Annotated in this window: 18 protein-coding genes; 15 read left to right on the top strand and 3 right to left on the bottom strand. The window is 67.6% G+C overall.

Translation table 11 applies throughout. From position 1 onward, the window contains the following. Positions 1 to 145: 145 nt before the first annotated feature. Positions 146 to 994, bottom strand: a complete 849-nt coding sequence (asd, locus tag H7A87_RS12780; RefSeq protein ID WP_119128522.1) for an archaetidylserine decarboxylase — start codon at positions 992 to 994, stop codon at positions 146 to 148. Beyond that, the gene (locus tag H7A87_RS12775) at positions 991 to 1,641 is read right to left on the bottom strand and encodes an SCO family protein (RefSeq protein ID WP_104648026.1); all 651 of its coding nucleotides are present in this window, start codon (positions 1,639 to 1,641) and stop codon (positions 991 to 993) included. Before H7A87_RS12775 ends, asd begins: the two co-directional genes overlap by 4 nt. A gap of 80 nt (positions 1,642 to 1,721) precedes the next feature. Here H7A87_RS12775 and prmB point away from each other — a divergent pair, with 80 nt between their 5' ends. The 9 genes from prmB (at position 1,722) to H7A87_RS12730 (ending at position 10,466) form a co-directional block, all read left to right on the top strand. Beyond that, positions 1,722 to 2,648: a 50S ribosomal protein L3 N(5)-glutamine methyltransferase gene (gene prmB / locus H7A87_RS12770; RefSeq protein WP_016903701.1), complete on the top strand. Its 927-nt coding sequence runs from the start codon at positions 1,722 to 1,724 to the stop codon at positions 2,646 to 2,648. Continuing rightward, positions 2,638 to 3,123 (top strand): hypothetical protein, encoded by a 486-nt coding sequence (locus H7A87_RS12765; RefSeq protein WP_119128523.1) that lies wholly within the window; start codon positions 2,638 to 2,640, stop codon positions 3,121 to 3,123. The genes prmB and H7A87_RS12765 overlap by 11 nt, the downstream gene beginning before the upstream one ends. Continuing rightward, complete coding sequence (gene aroC / locus H7A87_RS12760; RefSeq protein WP_119128524.1) at positions 3,113 to 4,216, top strand: chorismate synthase; 1,104 nt, start codon at positions 3,113 to 3,115, stop codon at positions 4,214 to 4,216. Before H7A87_RS12765 ends, aroC begins: the two co-directional genes overlap by 11 nt. Next, positions 4,209 to 5,285, top strand: a complete 1,077-nt coding sequence (locus H7A87_RS12755) for a D-glycerate dehydrogenase (RefSeq protein ID WP_119128525.1) — start codon at positions 4,209 to 4,211, stop codon at positions 5,283 to 5,285. Before aroC ends, H7A87_RS12755 begins: the two co-directional genes overlap by 8 nt. Positions 5,286 to 5,371: 86 nt before the next feature. Continuing rightward, positions 5,372 to 6,397, top strand: coding sequence for an aspartate-semialdehyde dehydrogenase (locus tag H7A87_RS12750; RefSeq protein ID WP_016903697.1), 1,026 nt, complete (start codon positions 5,372 to 5,374; stop codon positions 6,395 to 6,397). 221 nt (positions 6,398 to 6,618) lie between these two features. Next, positions 6,619 to 8,592: a FimV/HubP family polar landmark protein gene (locus tag H7A87_RS12745; protein WP_180496671.1), complete on the top strand. Its 1,974-nt coding sequence runs from the start codon at positions 6,619 to 6,621 to the stop codon at positions 8,590 to 8,592. Then, positions 8,589 to 8,987: a VOC family protein gene (locus H7A87_RS12740; protein ID WP_119128527.1), complete on the top strand. Its 399-nt coding sequence runs from the start codon at positions 8,589 to 8,591 to the stop codon at positions 8,985 to 8,987. The genes H7A87_RS12745 and H7A87_RS12740 overlap by 4 nt, the downstream gene beginning before the upstream one ends. Positions 8,988 to 9,027: 40 nt before the next feature. After that, complete coding sequence (truA, locus tag H7A87_RS12735; RefSeq protein ID WP_104581948.1) at positions 9,028 to 9,801, top strand: tRNA pseudouridine(38-40) synthase TruA; 774 nt, start codon at positions 9,028 to 9,030, stop codon at positions 9,799 to 9,801. Continuing rightward, entirely contained in the window at positions 9,798 to 10,466 is a 669-nt protein-coding gene (locus H7A87_RS12730; protein WP_104581949.1) for a phosphoribosylanthranilate isomerase, read from the top strand. Before truA ends, H7A87_RS12730 begins: the two co-directional genes overlap by 4 nt. 152 nt (positions 10,467 to 10,618) lie before the next feature. Here the strand turns inward: H7A87_RS12730 and H7A87_RS12725 are convergent, their stop codons facing one another. Continuing rightward, complete coding sequence (locus tag H7A87_RS12725) at positions 10,619 to 11,539, bottom strand: LysR family transcriptional regulator (protein ID WP_119128528.1); 921 nt, start codon at positions 11,537 to 11,539, stop codon at positions 10,619 to 10,621. Between the two features lie 106 nt (positions 11,540 to 11,645). Between H7A87_RS12725 and trpB the strand changes: the two genes are divergently transcribed. The 6 genes from trpB to H7A87_RS12695 all read left to right on the top strand — a co-directional run bounded on the left by trpB (position 11,646) and on the right by H7A87_RS12695 (position 17,504). Continuing rightward, on the top strand, positions 11,646 to 12,863 hold the full coding sequence (gene trpB, locus H7A87_RS12720) for a tryptophan synthase subunit beta (protein WP_119128529.1): 1,218 nt from the start codon (positions 11,646 to 11,648) through the stop codon (positions 12,861 to 12,863). Beyond that, on the top strand, positions 12,863 to 13,072 hold the full coding sequence (locus H7A87_RS12715; protein WP_104581952.1) for a hypothetical protein: 210 nt from the start codon (positions 12,863 to 12,865) through the stop codon (positions 13,070 to 13,072). The genes trpB and H7A87_RS12715 overlap by 1 nt, the downstream gene beginning before the upstream one ends. 38 nt (positions 13,073 to 13,110) lie before the next feature. Next, a complete protein-coding gene (trpA, locus tag H7A87_RS12710) occupies positions 13,111 to 13,917 on the top strand; it encodes a tryptophan synthase subunit alpha (protein WP_119128530.1) in 807 nt (268 codons plus the stop codon). A 207-nt stretch (positions 13,918 to 14,124) separates the two neighbouring features. Further along, positions 14,125 to 15,009 carry an acetyl-CoA carboxylase, carboxyltransferase subunit beta gene (accD, locus tag H7A87_RS12705; RefSeq protein ID WP_046343350.1) on the top strand — a complete coding sequence of 295 codons (885 nt, stop codon included), beginning with the start codon at positions 14,125 to 14,127 and terminating at the stop codon, positions 15,007 to 15,009. A gap of 82 nt (positions 15,010 to 15,091) precedes the next feature. Continuing rightward, positions 15,092 to 16,441: a phosphoglucosamine mutase gene (gene glmM / locus H7A87_RS12700; protein ID WP_119128531.1), complete on the top strand. Its 1,350-nt coding sequence runs from the start codon at positions 15,092 to 15,094 to the stop codon at positions 16,439 to 16,441. Between the two features lie 124 nt (positions 16,442 to 16,565). Next, the gene (locus H7A87_RS12695; protein WP_104581955.1) at positions 16,566 to 17,504 is read left to right on the top strand and encodes a 2-oxoglutarate and iron-dependent oxygenase domain-containing protein; all 939 of its coding nucleotides are present in this window, start codon (positions 16,566 to 16,568) and stop codon (positions 17,502 to 17,504) included. The last annotated feature ends 197 nt before the right edge of the window (positions 17,505 to 17,701 follow it).

Raw genomic sequence — 17,701 nt, 5'->3', positions numbered from 1 at the left:
CTACATCGGAGGCTGGGAGGGCAACATGCGCCTGCGCATCGAACTTCGTCGAGAAAGCCCTGTCGCGGTCAGGCCCGCTCCTACGAGGGCGTCGCTGTTGCATCACTTGCAACCGAAGCGGGCAATCGCAGGCGCGCGGCGGTGATCAGCCCACCTGGCGACGTGCGAGCGCTTGCCCCAGGCGAACCGCCGTCTCTGCAGCAAGTCCGCCTTCGAGCTTGGCGACACCTGGCGGCAGCAGCACGATCACGGTCGAGCCGTAGTTGAAGCGCGCCATCTCCGCAAACCGCTCCAGCACGATGCCCTTGCCGCGATAATCGGTGCGCGTGATGCGATCGCCATAACGCGGGATCTCCACGCCGCTCCACACCGTTTCCACGCCCGACACCAGCAGCGCACCCACCATCACCGAGGCCATCGGGCCGAAGTCGGTGTCGAAGTGGCAGACCAGGCGCTCGTTGCGCGCGAACAGCCGCGGCACATTGCGCACCGCATCCGGTCCCACGCTGAACAGGCGGCCGGGCACATGCACGGTTTCGCGCAGGGTACCGGTCCACGGCATATGCACGCGGTGGTAGTCCTTGGGCGAGAGATAGACGGTGGCAAACAGGCCATCGGTGAACGGCTGCGCGGCTTCGGCGTCGCCGAGCAATTCGGCGGCAGTGAACGACTGCCCCTTGGCCTGGAAGATGCGGCCGTTCTCGATCGGGCCGAGCTGGCTGATGCGGCCGTCGGCAGGCATCAGCAGCGCCGCAGGGTCGGCATCGGGCACGCGTGCGCCCGGCTTCAACGCGCGGGTGAAAAATGCATTGAAGGTGGGATAGGCGCGCGGGTCCGGCTCCAGTGCTTCGCTCAGGTCCACGCCGAACTTGCGCGTGATCGTGTCGATCAACCACTGCTTGGTGGATGGCGTGTCGGAATAGGCCAGCGCGCGCGCCAGCGAGGACAGCAACCGGTGCGGCAGCACGTAGGTCAGGGAAGTGACGAGACTCACGGAGCGGTTACCTTGGTCAGTTGCTGGAGGTCGGCGGCGATCGCCTTGGGGTCGAGCGGGGGACGGATCAGCCCGGCCAGGCGGCCCTGCGGGTCGAGCACGGCGATGCCGGCGGAGTGATCCATGCTGTAGTCGTTGGGATTGTCCGCAAAGCCCTTGCCCGGGACCTTCTGGAACACGAAGCCCAGCGCGGTGGCAAAGCGCTGCAGCGCCGGTACGTCGGCGGTGGCGGCCAGGGTGTCCTTGTGGAAGGCATGCGCGTAGTCGCCTAGGCGTGCCGGCGGATCGCGCTGCGGGTCCACCGACACGAACAGCACGCGCGGGCGCAGGCCATCGGGGATGGTTTCCCATTGCTGTTGCGCCACCGCCAGGTCCGTCAGCGTGGTCGGGCAGACATCCGGGCAGAAGGTGAAACCCAAAAACACCAGCGTCCAATGTCCCTTCAGCTCGCCGGGCACCAGCTGGGTGCCGTCGGACTGGCGCAGGCTGAACTGCGGCAGGGTGCGTGGCTGCGGATAGAAGGTGATGGTCCGGGTGGGCGGCCACGGCGAGCTGGGCGCGGCGCCGAGGAACTTCTGGCCCAGCAACAGCCCCAGGCCGGCGGCCAGCGCCACCAGCAGCACGATGCCGGTATTGCGATTGAACATGGCGGTTTCCAGTGCAACGGACGCTCATGATACCGATCCGACCTCTATAATCGGGGGCCGATTCCTCTTTAGTTGTTGCCATGACTGCCGCCGCGGCCGACGAACTGCACACCATCATCGACCTGATCCGCTACGGCACCAGCCGTTTCAATGCAGCCGGTCTGACTTTCGGCCATAGCTACGACAATGCGCTGGACGAGGCCACCCAGCTGGTCCTGCACAGCCTGCACCTGCCGCACGACCTGGGCCCGGCCTATGGCCAGGCGCGCCTGCTGCGTTCGGAAAAGGAGCAGGTGCTGGGCTTGTTCGAGCGCCGCATCAACGAGCGCGTGCCGGCGGCGTACCTGACCGGCGAGGCCTGGTTCGCCGGGCTCAGTTTCAAGAGCGATGCGCGCGCGCTGGTGCCGCGGTCGCCGATCGCCGAGTTGATCGAAGCCGGCTTCGAACCCTGGCTGGGCGGCCGCGAAGTCACCCGCGCGCTGGATCTGTGCACCGGGTCGGGCTGTATCGCCATCGCCATGGGCCACTACAACCCGCAGTGGGACGTGGACGGCGTGGACATCAGCGACGACGCGCTGGCACTGGCCGCCGAAAACAAGGCGCGCCTGCATGCCGACAACGTCACCCTGCTCAAGTCGGACCTGTTCGCCGGGCTGGGCGGCCGCCAGTACGACCTGATCGTCACCAATCCGCCGTATGTCACCAACGACGAAACCGACGCGCTGCCGCAGGAGTATTCCTACGAGCCGGAGCTGGGGTTGCGCGCGGGCGACGATGGCCTGGACCTGGTGCTGAAGATCCTGCGCGATGCGCCGCAGCACCTCAGCGAGGACGGTCTGCTGATCTGTGAAGTGGGCGAGTCCGAGCAGCATCTGATCAAGCTGCTGCCGGAAGTGGATCTGGCCTGGGTCGAGTTCAAGGTCGGGCAGATGGGCATCTTCGCGGTCGAATGCCGCGAACTGATCGCGCACGGCGCGCGCATCGCCGAGCTGGCCAGTGCGCGCTGAGTCCACAACGCGGCCGCAGCTGGGCGATCTGCTGTTGCTGCTGCCGGTGTCCATCTTCGGCGTCGGCATTCCGCTCAGTTTGATCGACGTGGTGTACCGCCTGTTCGACCCGATGTACGGCGGTCCCTTGCCACAGCGCTTGTTGAGGGCGGGGGCGGAGATCGGCTTCGGCCTGATGGCGTTTTTCGGCCTGGTGTCGGCGTGGATCGTGGTGGTCAGTTCGGATGCGGCCTTGCGTGCGCATCGGCGCCGCACGCTCATTGTTGCACTCGGCCTGCTGGTCGGAACTGGCGTTGCGCTGCACCTGCTCGCCGATTGGCTGCTGAGTGGGCGCATTAAGCTGGATGTCTTTGCGCTGGTGTTCAGCGGCCTGTTGGCGGTGGCACCGATGCTGGTGGCGGCACGTCACCTGCCGCGCATCCTGCGCGCCACGCCACCTGCTGCAATGTTGAGAGGATGCCGTCATGGGCAGTAACAGTTTCGGCCGCCTGTTGACGGTCACCACCTTCGGCGAGTCGCACGGGCCGGCGATCGGCTGCGTGGTCGACGGTTGCCCGCCGGGCCTGGAGATCGCGCCGGAAGAATTCACCCACGATCTGCAGCGGCGTGCATCCGGTAAGAGCCGGCATACCTCGGCGCGCCGCGAAGCCGACGAGATCGAGATCCTGTCCGGCGTCTATGAAGGCCGGACCACCGGCACGCCGATCGGCCTGCTGATCCGCAACACCGATCAGCGCAGCAAGGACTACAGCAACATCGCCCAGCAGTTCCGCCCCGGGCACGCGGACTACAGCTATTGGCAGAAGTACGGCATCCGCGATCCGCGCGGCGGTGGGCGCTCGTCCGCGCGCGAGACCACCATGCGCGTGGCCGCCGGGGTGATCGCCAAGAAGTGGCTCAGGCAGCGCCATGGCGTGCTGGTGCGCGGGTTCCTGTCGCAGCTGGGCGAGATCCGCCCGACCGGTTTCGACTGGAATGCGGTCGAGGACAATCCGTTCTTCTGGCCGCATGCCGATCAGGTGCCGGAGCTGGAAACCTACATGGACGCGCTGCGCAAGTCCGGCGATTCGGTCGGTGCGCGCGTGGACGTGGTGGCCGGCGGCGTGCCGGCGGGCTGGGGCGAGCCGATCTACGGCAAGCTCGATGCCGAACTGGCCGCCGCCCTGATGAGCATCAACGCGGTCAAGGGCGTGGAGATCGGCGACGGCTTCGCCAGCGCCGCGCAGAAGGGCACCGAGCACCGCGACCTGATCACCCCGGAAGGCTTCCTCAGCAATCATGCCGGCGGCATCCTGGGCGGCATTTCCACCGGCCAGGCGATCACCGCCTCGATGGTGCTCAAGCCGACCTCCAGCCTGCGCCTGCCCGGCGCGACCGTGGATGCGGATGGCGCCGTGGTCGATGTGATCACCACCGGCCGCCACGACCCCTGCGTCGGCATCCGCGCCACCCCGATCGCCGAGGCGATGATGGCATTGGTGCTGATGGACCAGGCCTTGCGTCATCGCGCCCAGTGCGGCGATGTCGGCGAGGTGGCGCCACGTATTCCTGGTCAGGTCGATGTCTGAAGCAACGCGCCCGAAGGTGTGGGTCAGCCAGCCGCTGTTCGACGATGTCGTCGCGCAGCTGGGCGAGCATTTCGAGCTGACCACCACCGAGCGCGTCACTGCCTATTCGCCGGCCGACCTGGCCGCGCGGCTGGCATCGCTGGACGGTGCCTTGATCACCCTCAACGAGCGTATCGGCGCGGCGGAAATCGGCTCCGCGCGGCGGCTGCGTGCGATCGCCAATGTCGGGGTGGGCTACAACAACCTGGATCTGGACGCGCTCAGTGCAGCCGGCATCCTGGCCAGCAACACGCCGGATGTACTGACCGAGACCACGGCCGATCTCGGCTTTGCAGTCCTGATGGCCACTGCGCGCCGCATCACCGAAGCCGAGCGCTGGTTGCGCGACGGGCAGTGGGGGCAGTGGTCGTTCAAGACCATGCTCGGCGCCGATATCCACGGCAGCACGCTGGGCATCCTGGGCATGGGCCGGATCGGGCAGGGCATCGCCCGCCGTGGCGCGCACGGCTTTGGCATGCGCGTGCTGTATCACAACCGCAGCCAGCTGCCGGCCGCCACCGAACAGGCGCTCGGCGCGCGGTACGTGGACTTCGACACGCTGCTGGCGCAGTCCGATCACCTGGTCCTGGTGCTGCCGTACACCAAGGAGTCGCATCACATCATCGATGCCGCCGCGCTGGGCAAGATGCGCGCGAGCGCCACGCTGGTGAACATCGCGCGCGGTGGCCTGGTCGATGAAATCGCGCTGGCCGATGCGCTCGCCAATGGGCGCCTGGCCGCTGCCGGCCTGGATGTCTATGAAGGCGAACCTGCGGTCCGTCCTGAACTGCTGGCCCTGCACAACGTCGTGCTCACCCCGCATATCGGCAGTGCCAGCCTGGCCACGCGCCGCGCAATGGTGCAGCTGGCGGTGGACAACCTGATTGCCGCGCTGGGCAAAGGCCCCAATGCCGGCCATCCGCCGAGCGCGCTGAATGCCGATGCGGTGGCCGCTGCCAAACAGGCCGGCGTGCGCGATGGCGAAGCGACCAACACCGGCGCCGGCAAAACCACCACGACCAAACGATAGGGAACCTCCGCGGCCAGCTTTGGAGGTTCCCCGAACCCACTGCGCAAGCGCGTTCCCCTCTTTCCCCATTCGATAAAGACAATCTCATGAGCAACGAAAACCGTCGTTTCAACGTCGCGGTCGTGGGCGCCACCGGCGCTGTCGGCGAGACCATGCTGAGCATCCTGGCCGAGCGCAACTTCCCGGTCGCCACCCTGTACGCGCTGGCCTCGGCACGCTCGGCCGGCGGGCAGGTCGAGTTCAATGGCGGCAAGGTCGATGTGCTGGATCTGGCCGACTTCGACCCCACCGGCGTGGACATCGCGCTGTTTTCCGCGGGCGGCAGCGTGTCCAAGGAGTACGGCCCCAAGTTCGCCGCCGCCGGCGCGGTGGTGATCGATAATTCCTCCGCGTTCCGTTACGACGACGACGTGCCGCTGGTGGTCTCGGAGGTCAATCCCGAAGCGCTGAAGCAGCGCCCGCGCGGCATCGTCGCCAACCCCAATTGCTCGACCATGCAGATGCTGGTCGCGCTCGGCCCGATCCACCGCAAGTACGGCATCGAACGCATCAATGTGGCGACCTACCAGTCGGTCTCCGGCGGCGGGCGTTCGGCGATGGAAGAGCTGGGCAAGCAGACCAGCGAGCTGCTGAGCTTCCAGCAGATCGACCCGCAGCGTTTCCCGGTGCAGATCGCCTTCAACCTGATTCCGCACATCGACGACTTCCAGGACAACGGCTACACCAAGGAAGAGATGAAGCTGGTCTGGGAGACGCGCAAGATCCTGGGCGATGACTCCATCCAGGTGAACCCCACCGCCGTGCGCGTGCCGGTGTTCTACGGGCACTCCGAAGCGGTGGCGATCGAAACCCGCGACAAGATCACCGTCGACGATGCGCGCGCGCTGCTGTCCGCATCGCCCGGCGTGGAAGTGGTGGACGAGCGCAAGCCTGGCGGCTACCCGACGCCGGTCACGCACGCGTCCGGCAAGGACGCGGTGTTCGTCGGCCGCATCCGTGAGGATCTGTCGCATCCGCGCGGCCTGAACCTGTGGATCGTCTCGGACAACATCCGCAAGGGCGCCGCCCTCAACGCCGTGCAGCTGGCCGAGCTGGTCGCCCAGGAAGGCTGACCACGGGTAGCCCGTAGGAGCGCGCTGGCGCGCGATGAAGCTGTCCCGGTGAAGCCTCATCGCGCACAAGTGCGCTCCTGCCAACGCGCTGCCGATGGCCTGCTGCATGGATGTCGCATCGCGGTATCGCCACGGCATGCGCGCTCTGCGCGGGGGGCGCCGACTTTTTCGCCCATGCAGCGGCTATATTGATGCCCATGAAACATAGGGGCGGGGGCGCGATGCGTCCGATACAAGGGATAGGTGCGCTGCTGCTGATGGCCTGCAGCGGCGCTGCGATGGCGTTGGGCCTGGGCGATATCCGGGTGCTGTCCCGGCCGGGGCAGCCATTGGTGGCCGAGATTCCGGTCATCTCCAACGAGCCGGGCGAACTCGACAACGCACGCGTGGCGCTGGCATCGGCCACCACGTTTGCACGGGTCGGCCTGGAGCGCCCGCAGGGCCTGGTCAGCAACCTGCAGTTCCAGTTCGCGCAGGACGCGCGCGGGCGTGCGGTGATCCGCGTGACCAGCAGCCAGGCGGTGGACCAGCCGGCGATCAACTTCCTGATCGAGGTGGAGTGGGGCCAGGGCCGGCTGGTGCGCGAGTATTCCGCACTGGTCGATGCGCCCAATACCGCGGCTGCGATCGCCGGGCCTGCCATCGAGGCGCCGCGCGCCGGGGCCAGCAATGCCATCGCACGTGAGCCGGCCGCCGCGCCCGCAGCCGTTGCCGGACGCGCCGGGCAGGCTGCCGACGCAGTGGCGCCCGGCACACGTTCCAGCACGCGCGCTGCCGCGCCGGCGCCGGCCGGCGATGCGCTGCCGGCGGTGCGCTCGGGCCAGACCTTGTCCGAAATCGCTGCCGCCGTGGCCCGTTCCAACGGGCATTCGCTCGACCAGACCATGCTGGCGTTGCTGCGCACCAACCCGGATGCCTTCATCGACGGCAACATCAATCGCTTGAAGCAGGGTGCAGTGCTGCGCACCCCGCAGGAAGACGCGCTGGCGCAGGTCGGCGCTGCCGAGGCGACGGTGATGGTGCGCGAGCAGGCCGCGCAGTGGCGACAGGCGCGCGCAGCGATTCCGCAGCCGGCCGAAGCCGGTGCTGCCGCAGCAACGCCGGCACCTGCCGCAGCTGTCGCGACGCCGGCAGGTGCCGGCGCGCGGCTCGAGATCGCCCCGGCAGTGGCGAGTCAGACCAACCAGGCCGGCGCCACGTCCGGCACCAGTGCCGAAGGCGAGGGCGACATGGCGGCCAACCAACAGTTGCAACAGGCCAGGGAAGACATCGCCACCCGCGATGCGGAATTGCAGGATCTGCGCACCCGCGTGGCCGATCTGGAAAAGCTCAAGCAGCAACAGCAAGCCTTGATCGCAATGAAGGACACCGACCTGGCGGCCGCGCAGAAGCGCTTGTCCGAAACGCCGGCCGCGGCGCAGCAGGGTGGCGGTTTTCCACTGTGGTTGATCGGCGGGCTGGTGTTGATCGTCGCGGCGGTCGTCGCCTGGCTGGCGGCACGCCGGCGCAAGCCCTCGCCGCTGCCGCCGTTGCCGCAGCGTCAGTTCGACATCGTGCCTGCCGGCGCCGCGGCAGACGCCGTGGCGCTGCAGGACGATGCACAGGCCACCGTGCCCAGCGAGCACGATGTGCTGCATGAAACCGAATTCGAGCAGGCCGACCTGCGCGAAGACGAGCGCGCCTACCAGGCGCAGCAGCCGCTGTCCGATGTGTTGCGTCGCGAACCGCTGCTGTCCGAGCCTGTCGCAGCGCCGTCGGTGGTTGCCAGCGAGGATTGGCGCTCGCTGCGTGCGACGCCGCCAGCGCCTCCGGTGGTGCAGCCGGAGTTCGCTGCGCCTGAGGAACCGGTGCCGGAGCAGGTGAGGTCCGCGCCTGCGGAGCTTCCGTACGGCCAGCCGCAGGACGTAGACGCCACGCGCGCCGGCAACGATCGCGCGCCGGGCGTGCCGCTTGCCTCGGTCGCCACGCAGGACAGCCCGGAGATCGACCCGGTGCCTATCGCCCCGGCCGCTGCGCCCAGCGCGGTGAGCACCAGGGGGTTCGTCTCTGCAGGCCGCGATCGTCTGGAACTGGCCGTGGCCTACATGGATCTTGGCGACACGGACACCGCGCGTGGCTTGTTGCTGGAGGTGGCTGCAACCGGCGATGAGGCCACCCGCGCCGAAGCCGCCGAACTGCTGGAGCGGCTGGCATGAGCCCGGCGCTGGACAGCCTGGCCGCCGCACAAGCCGCCGCACGCGAGCGCCGTATCGATTACGTGGAATTTGCCTCGCTCGATCTGGATGCCAGCCGCGCGTTTTTCGAAACCGTGTTCGGCTGGCAGTTTCAGGCCTATGGTCCGGATTATCTGGCCTTCAATGACGGTCGTCTGGACGGTGGTTTCTATCGCGCCACTGCGGCAGCGTCGGCAGATGCGGGTCCGCTGATCGTGCTGTATGCCGACGCGCTGGAGCCCATGGGCGAGCGCGTACGCGCTGCCGGTGGCGAGATCGTCAAGCCGGTGTTCGGTTTTCCCGGCGGCAGCCGGTTTCATTTCCGCGAGCCGGGCGGTAACACGCTGGCGGTGTGGTCCGAGCGCGCCGTCGGCTAGTCCGCGCACGCTCCATCGATTCGACAACAGGCAGGTTCCGATGCGTTACGCGCTGGGCGTGGAGTACGACGGCAGCGAGTTCCAGGGCTGGCAGCAGTTGGGTGAGCAGGGTGGGCCGAGCGTGCAGGCCAGCCTGCAGGCGGCGCTGTCCTCGGTGGCCGATGCCCCGGTACAGGTGGTATGCGCAGGCCGCACCGATGCCGGCGTGCATGGCGAGTGCCAGGTGGTGCATTTCGACAGCGATGCGCACCGCGCGCCGCGTGGCTGGATGCTGGGCACCACCGCGCGCCTGCCGCCCTCGATCGCGGTGCGCTGGTGCGTGCCGGCGGCCGCCGACTTCCACGCGCGGTTTTCCGCGCGCGCGCGCCGTTACCGGTATCGCCTGCTCAACCGGCAGATACGCCCGGCGCTGTATCGCCAGACCTTGAGCTGGGAACGCCGCCCGCTGGATGCCGATGCCATGCACGCGGCCGCGCAGGCGTTATTGGGCGAGAACGACTTCAGCGCATTCCGCAGCGTGCAATGCCAGGCCTTGCACGCACGCCGCAACCTGCAGGCCATCAGCGTGCAACGCATCGGCGAGGTGGTGGAGGTGCAGGTCCAGGCCAATGCATTCCTTCATCACATGGTGCGGAATATTGTTGGCTCGCTGATCCTGATCGGAACCGGGGAACAACCGGGCGACTGGATCGCGACGTTGCTGGCCGGTCGCGACCGCACGGTGGCCGGGCCGACAGCGCCGCCACAAGGTCTGGTCTTCATCGGGCCGTTGTATCCCGCAGAGTGGCATCTGCCCGCTGAGGTAACCCAATGAATCGATCGCTGTACCGCACCCGTATCAAGTTCTGTGGCATGACCCGCGCCGGTGATATTCGACTGGCCGGCGAGCTGGGTGTGGACGCGGTGGGGTTCATTTTTGCGCATGGCAGCCCGCGCCGCGTGGCGCCGGCCGAGGCGCGCGCAATGCGCCAGGCCACCGCGCCGATGGTCGATGTGGTGGCCTTGTTCCGCAACAATTCCAAGGAAGAAGTGCGCGAAGTGGTGCGTACCGTGCGCCCGACCTTGCTGCAGTTTCATGGCGAGGAAGACGACGCGTTCTGCCGCAGCTTCAACCTGCCGTATCTCAAGGCCATACCGATGGGCAGCACCGGCATGAACGGCGAGGACGCCAACGCGCGGACCTTGCAGCTTGCCTATCCCAATACCGCCGGTTTCCTGTTCGACAGCCATGCGCCCGGCGCCGGTGGCGGTACCGGCAAGACCTTCGATTGGTCGCGGCTGCCGACCGGCCTGCATCGTCCGTTTCTGCTGGCGGGCGGCATCACCGCCGACAACGTGTTCGATGCGATCGTGGCGACGCTGCCGTGGGGCGTGGACGTGTCCAGCGGCGTGGAGCTGGCGCCGGGGATCAAGGACGGCCACATGATGCGCAAGTTCGTCGAAGAAGTGCGCCGGGCCGATTGCCACGAGATGGGGTGAGTTGGGGAATCGGGAATCGGGATTGGGGAATCGGGATTGGGGAATTGGGGCAGGCAGTCTCCTTCGTGGGTTTGATTGCTCTTGAGGTCTTCGATTTCCCGGTGATTGCTTGGCCGCTTGTTTCGTCGGTCGGGACGATTTGAGAGTTCCGATTAGGCGCTTGAGGCATCCGTGGTGTGCTGTTGATCCTCTGAAAGTGCGTGACGTAACCAACCAGCGAGCTGTTCGATGCGCGGATCGGGGTTGCGCCTTGCGGCGCACAGCACCCAGCGGCCGCGCGTTGGCGTAAAGCCCCAGGGCGCCAGCAGGCGCCCGGCGGCCAGGTCGGCGGCAACCAGCGGTTGCGGTGCGATCGCCACGCCCAGGCCGGCCGCGGCCGCCTCCAGCAGATAGACCAGATGTTCGAATTCGGTGCCGAAGCCCAGCGCCTCGGGTGCCAGGCCGTAGCGTTGCGCCCATTCCGGCCAGGCCTGCGGGCGCGAGCGGGTATGCAGCAAGGCGTGGTCGAGCAGGGCGGTCGCCGCGCTGCCATCGAGCCGGGTGGCCGATGCCAGCTGCGGGCTCAGCACCGGGCCGATCCACTCCACGCCCAGCTCGTGCACCTGCCACTCGCCTGGCCACGGCGGGGTGTCCAGCAGCAAGGCCGCATCCAGGCCATCCAGGTCCGGACCGGGCGCCTGTTCATTGGCCGACAAATGCAGGCGCAGCTGCGGCAGATCCCGCTGCAGCCTGCCCAGCCGCGGGATGACCCAGCGCGCGAGCAGGCTGCCGGAGCAGCCCAGCACCAGCGGCGCCTCGCTGGTGGGGCGCCGCAACGCTGCCCAGGTGTCGCCGATCAGCGCAAAGCCTTCGCCGGTGGCATCACGCAGCCTGGCGCCGGCAGGCGTGAGCACCAGGCCGCGGCCCTGGCGGGTGAACAGCGCCGTGCCCAGCGCCTGTTCCAGCGAGCGCACGTGCCGGCTGATGGCGCCATGGGTCACGTGCAGCTCCTGCGCGGCCCGGCTGACGCTCTGCAGACGTGCGGCGGATTCGAACGCGCGCAGCGCTGCCAGCGGCGGAAGCAGTGTGCTCATATGTGAGTCCAGATCACAGGTTGCGGCAATCTTATCGATTTATCGCACGCCGTGGCTGCGCTACAGTAATGCCTCATGTACGACCGCATCGCTGCAGAGGATTCCCATGTCGGTCCAGCCCATCAGTGACTTTTACGCCTATCCGGACGCTGCCGGCCATTTCGGCAAGTTCGGTGGCCGGTTTGTCGCCGAGACCTTGATCGGCCCCTTGCAGGAGCTGTCTGCCGCCTACGACCAGGCGCGCCAGGATCCGGCCTTCATTGCCGAATACGACAAGGATCTCAAGCACTACGTCGGCCGGCCCAGCCCGATCTATCACGCCGAGCGCCTGAGCCGCGAAGTGGGCGGCGCGCAGATCCTGCTCAAGCGCGAAGACCTCAACCACACCGGCGCGCACAAGATCAACAACACCATCGGCCAGGCCTTGCTGGCCAGCCGCATGGGCAAGACCCGCATCATTGCCGAGACCGGCGCCGGCCAGCATGGCGTGGCCAGCGCCACGGTGGCCGCGCGGCTGGGCCTGGAATGTGTGGTCTACATGGGTGCCACCGACATCGAGCGGCAGAAGATCAACGTCTACCGCATGAAGCTGCTCGGTGCGACCGTGATACCGGTGACCTCCGGCTCGGCCACGCTCAAGGACGCGCTCAACGAAGCGATGCGCGACTGGGTCACCAACGTGCAGGACACCTTCTACATCATCGGCACCGTGGCCGGCCCGGATCCGTATCCGCGCATGGTGCGCGACTTCAACGCGATTGTCGGCCGCGAAGCGCGCGCGCAGATGCTGGAAGATTTCGGCCGCCTGCCGGATGCGCTCAGCGCCTGCGTCGGCGGCGGCAGCAATGCGATCGGCCTGTTCCATGCCTTCCTCAACGACCCAGGTGTCAAGATCTACGGCGCCGAAGCGGCCGGCGACGGCATCGCAACCGGCCGTCATGCGGCGTCGATCGCGGCCGGGCGCCCCGGCGTCCTGCACGGCAATCGCACCTATGTGATCTGCGACGACGATGGCCAGATCACCGAAACCCATTCGATTTCTGCCGGCCTGGATTACCCGGGCGTGGGCCCGGAGCATTCGTTCCTGTCCGACAGCGGGCGTGCGGTCTACCAGGGCATCACCGACGACGAAGCGATGGCCGCCTTCCATCTGCTGGCGCATACCGAAGGCATCCTGGCCGCACTCGAATCCAGCCATGCAGTGGCGCAGTCGATCAAGCTCGCGCGCGAGATGCCCAAGGACGCGCTGATCCTGTGCAACCTGTCCGGCAGGGGCGACAAGGACGTGCACACCATCGCCGCACGCGAAGGTGTGCAGGTCTGATGCCGCTGCGGCGCGTCACCGTGACCGCGCTAGCCGACCAGCCAGGCGAACAGGACCTGCTGTTCGCCTGGCTCGACCGCTGGGCGCCGCAGATCCGCACATGTTCGGAAAACAGCGGCTGCGGCTGCTGCCTGGACAGTTTCGACCTTGAGGTCGAGGCCCAGGCATTGACCGAATTGCCGGCCACGATGTACCAGGACATCCATTGAGGCGGTCGCACCGCCTCTAACAATTGCAAGGTCTTTCAATGCGTCGTATCGACGAAACCTTCCAGCGTCTGCGTGCCGATGGCCGCAAGGCGCTCATCCCCTTCATCACCGCCGGCGATCCGTCGCTGGAAGCCACCGTGCCGGTGATGCATGCGCTGGTGCGCGCCGGTGCCGATGTCATCGAACTCGGCGTGCCGTTTTCCGACCCGATGGCCGACGGCCCCACCATCCAGCGCAGCTCCGAGCGCGCGCTGGGCCGTGGTGCCGGCCTGGCCTATGTGCTGGAAGCGGTGCACGAGTTCCGCCGTGAGGACGCCACCACGCCGGTGGTGCTGATGGGCTACCTCAACCCGATCGAGATCCACGGCCCCCGGCGCTTCGCCGAAGCCGCCGTCGCTGCCGGCGTGGATGGCCTGCTCCTGGTCGATCTGCCGCCCGAAGAGGCGGATGAGACCCGCGCGATCTTCACCGAGGTCGGCCTGGCGCTGATTGCGCTGGCGTCGCCGACCACCAGCGAGCAGCGCCTGGACATGCTGTGCAGCAGCGCCCAGGGCTATCTGTACTACGTCAGCTTCGCCGGCGTCACCGGCGCCTCGAACCTGCTCGACACCCATGCCGCCAGCGACCGCCTGCGCCAGCTGCGCCGGCGTGCCGGCGCCCCGGTGGTGGCCGGTTTCGGCATCAAGGACGCCGCCAGCGCCGCCGCCATGGCCGTCGACGCCGACGGCGTGGTGGTCGGCAGCGCGCTGGTCGCCGCGCTGGCCGAAGCCACCGATGTCCGCAGTGCCCGCGAACGCGCCGAGGCTTTCCTGGCCCCGCTGCGGCAGGCGCTCGACCAGGCCTGACACCACAGCCTCTCTGCGCCTGCGGGCGAGAAGGGTACACCCGGCGCGCCACCGGCACGCCAGCCTTGGGGCCGCCGCGCGGCAAGCGCGGGCCGGGCCACCCGGGCCCGCATTTAGCCTGCGCGCTACCTCGGCTTTCCCGCAGCGCGTTAGACTGTCGCCCCTCTGCGGCCCACATGGCCGCCCTGCATGGATTGTCATACACGCATGAGCTGGCTCAGCAAATTGATGCCCTCCGGCATCCGCACCGAGAACACCCCGGCCAAGAAGCGCAGCGTCCCCGAGGGGCTGTGGGAGAAGTGCAGCAACTGCGGCAGCGCGCTGTACGGCCCCGAGCTCGAGGAGAACCTCGAGGTGTGTCCGAAGTGCGACCACCACATGGCGATCCGCGCGCGTGCGCGCCTGAACTCGCTGTTCGATCCCGACACCGCGACCACCGAGATCGCCGCCCAGCTGGGCCCGGTCGACGTGCTCAAGTTCAAGGACCAGAAGCGCTATGGCGAGCGCATCAAGGCCAGCCAGAAGAGCAGCGGCGAGTACGACGCGCTGATCGCCATGCGCGGCACGCTCAAGGGCAACCCGCTGGTCGCCGCCGCATTCGACTTCGCCTTCATGGGCGGCTCGATGGGCTCGGTGGTCGGCGAGCGCTTCGCGCGTGCGGCCGAAGTGGCGCTGGAAGTCGGCTGCCCGTTCGTGTGCTTCTCCGCCAGCGGCGGGGCGCGCATGCAGGAAGGCCTGTTCTCGCTGATGCAGATGGCCAAGACCTCCGCGGCACTCGGGCGCCTGCGGGAAGCCGGCCTGCCGTACATCTCGGTGCTGACCCATCCCACCACCGGTGGCGTGTCGGCCTCGTTCGCGATGCTGGGCGACATCAATATCGCCGAGCCGCATGCGTTGATCGGCTTCGCCGGCCCGCGCGTGATCGAGCAGACCGTGCGCGAGACCCTGCCGGAAGGCTTCCAGCGGTCGGAGTTCCTGCTCGACCACGGCGCCATCGACCAGATCTGCGACCGCCGCGACATGCGCGACCGCATCGCCGATCTGACCGCGATGATGATGCGTCAGCCGCATCCGCAGGACGCGGCCGCATGAGGCCAGTGGTTGCGCGCTGGCGCGACACCGTCGCACGCGCCGCTGCGCGTGCGTCCACCCGTAGGCAGGAACACCGCAACGCATGAGCAGTCGCAAGTATTTTGGAACCGACGGCATCCGTGGCCGGGTCGGGCAGGGCGTGATCTCGGCCGATTTCGTGCTGCGGCTGGGCAATGCGCTCGGTCGGGTGCTGACCCAGGGCCGCAGCAAGCGTCCGCTGGTGCTGATCGGCAAGGACACGCGGATTTCCGGTTACATGTTCGAAGCCGCATTGGAAGCCGGCCTGGTCGCCGCCGGCGCCGACGTGCAGCTGATCGGCCCGATGCCGACCCCGGCCATCGCCTTCCTGACCAATACGCTGCGCGCCGATGCCGGCGTGGTGATCAGCGCCTCGCACAATCCGCATTACGACAACGGCATCAAGTTCTTCTCCGCCGAAGGCGAGAAGCTCGACGACGCCACCGAAGCGGCGATCGAGGCCGCGCTGGACGAGCCGTTCCACACCGTGGAATCGGAGCGCCTGGGCAAGGCGATCCGCACCCGTGATGCGATCGGCCGTTACATCGAATTCTGCAAGGCCAGCGTGGCGCGCGGGTTCACCCTGCACGGCCTGAAGATGGTGCTGGACTGCGCGCACGGGGCGACCTATCACATTGCGCCGATGCTGTTCCGCGAGCTGGGTGCGGACGTGGTCGTCATCGGCGCCGCGCCCGACGGGCTCAATATCAATGCCGGTGTCGGCTCCACCCATATCGACAATCTCGCCGCCAAGGTGCGCGAGAGCGGCGCGCAGCTGGGCATCGCCTTCGACGGCGATGGCGACCGCGTGCTGATGGCCGACGACCAGGGCAACCCGGTCGATGGCGACGACCTGCTCTACCTGCTCGCGTGCTCCTGGCAGGCCAGCGGCCGGCTCACCGGCACCGTGGTCGGCACCTTGATGACCAACTACGGCCTGGAACAGGCGCTGGCTGCACGGAGCATCCCGTTCCAGCGCGCCAAGGTCGGCGACCGCTATGTGCACCAGGCGCTGGTCGAAGGCGGCGGCACGCTGGGTGGCGAAACCTCCGGCCATCTGCTGTGCCTGGATCGCGCCACCACCGGCGATGGCATCGTCAGTGCGCTGCAGGTGCTCGAGGCCCTGGGCCGCGATGGGCAGAGCCTGCGCCAGGCCCTGAGCAGCCTGAGCAAGGTGCCGCAGAAGACCGTCAACGTGCGGCTGGATGGCGGGGCGGCCAAGGCGATCGTGGAGGCCGCCGGCGTGCAGCAGGCACTGCAGCAGGCGCAGGCCGCCGTGCATGGCCGGGGACGTGCGTTCCTGCGTCCGTCCGGCACCGAGCCGGTGGTGCGCGTGACCGTGGAAGCCGACGACGCCGGCCTGATGCAGGACACGCTCGACCGTCTCTCCGGGGCCGTGCGTGACGCGGCGTGAGTCGCTGATCATTGCTGTGTGCGTGGTCTTTGCCAAGGCCGCGACGTTCTACCTGTTGTATCGCCTGCTGTCCTGAGCGGCAGGCCTTCCTTTCGACTTCCCGACTTCAACTGCAGATATCCGTATGAGCGCCCGCATCCCGACCCTGGACATCACCCGTTTCGACAGCGACCGCGACGCTTTCGTCGCCGAGCTCGGCGCGGCCTATCGGCAGTGGGGCTTTGCCGGCATCCGCAACCACGGCATCGCGCAGGCCGACATCGACGCGGCGTACGAGGTGTTCAAGGCGTTCTTTGCGCTGCCCGAAGAGGTCAAGCGTCGCTACCACGTGGAAGGCAGCGGCGGTGCGCGCGGCTATACCGCGTTCGGCGTGGAAACCGCCAAGGATTCCAAGCATTTCGATCTGAAGGAGTTCTGGCATATCGGCCGCGAAATCCCGGACGATTCGCCTTACCGCGCGGTGATGGCGCCGAATCTGTGGCCGGAAGAGGTGCCCGGGTTCCGTGAGCGCGGCTATCGCCTGTACCAGCAGCTGGATCACCTGGGCTCACGCGTGCTGTCGGCATTGGCGCTGCATATCGGCCTGCCGCAGGAGTATTTCGTCGACAAGACCAACAACGGCAACTCGATCCTGCGGCCGATCCACTACCCGCCGATCACCAGCGACGACATTCCCAACGTGCGTGCCGGCGCGCATGGCGACATCAATTTCATCACCTTGCTGGTCGGTGCCAGCGCGGCCGGGCTGGAAGTGCGCTCCAACGATGGCGAGTGGGTGCCATTCACTGCCGACGCCGACACCATCGTGGTCAACATCGGCGACATGCTGCAACGCCTGACCAACCACGTGTATCCGTCCACCATCCATCGCGTGGTCAATCCGCCGGGCGAGCAGGCACGCAAGCCGCGCTATTCGGTGCCGTTCTTCCTGCATCCCAATCCGGATTTCCTGATCGACGTGCTGCCGTCGTGCATCACCGCCGACAATCCGAGCAGGTATCCCGAGCCGATCACCGCGCACGGGTTTCTGGAAGAGCGTCTGCGCGAAATCAAGTTGAAGTAGGCCGTTCGCGGCCAGGACGCGCAGGCGATCGCTGCGCTCGCAGCATCGGCAATGACCGCCGGCACAGTTTGATTCATGAAAGCGTGCTCGCGTCCGATTAAAGCTTGCATTCACCTGAGCCGATAACCCAGTCTGATCGCTAGCGCGACGTCGGACTCGCCTGGCGCCCGCTGCTGAGTGCACTAGCTTGGGGGGCG

This window comes from Xanthomonas sp. CPBF 426 (assembly GCF_903989465.1).
GTDB lineage: Bacteria > Pseudomonadota > Gammaproteobacteria > Xanthomonadales > Xanthomonadaceae > Xanthomonas > Xanthomonas euroxanthea.
Note: the sequence above shows the minus strand (reverse complement) of the source record. Positions and strands in the feature narration are given on the sequence as shown.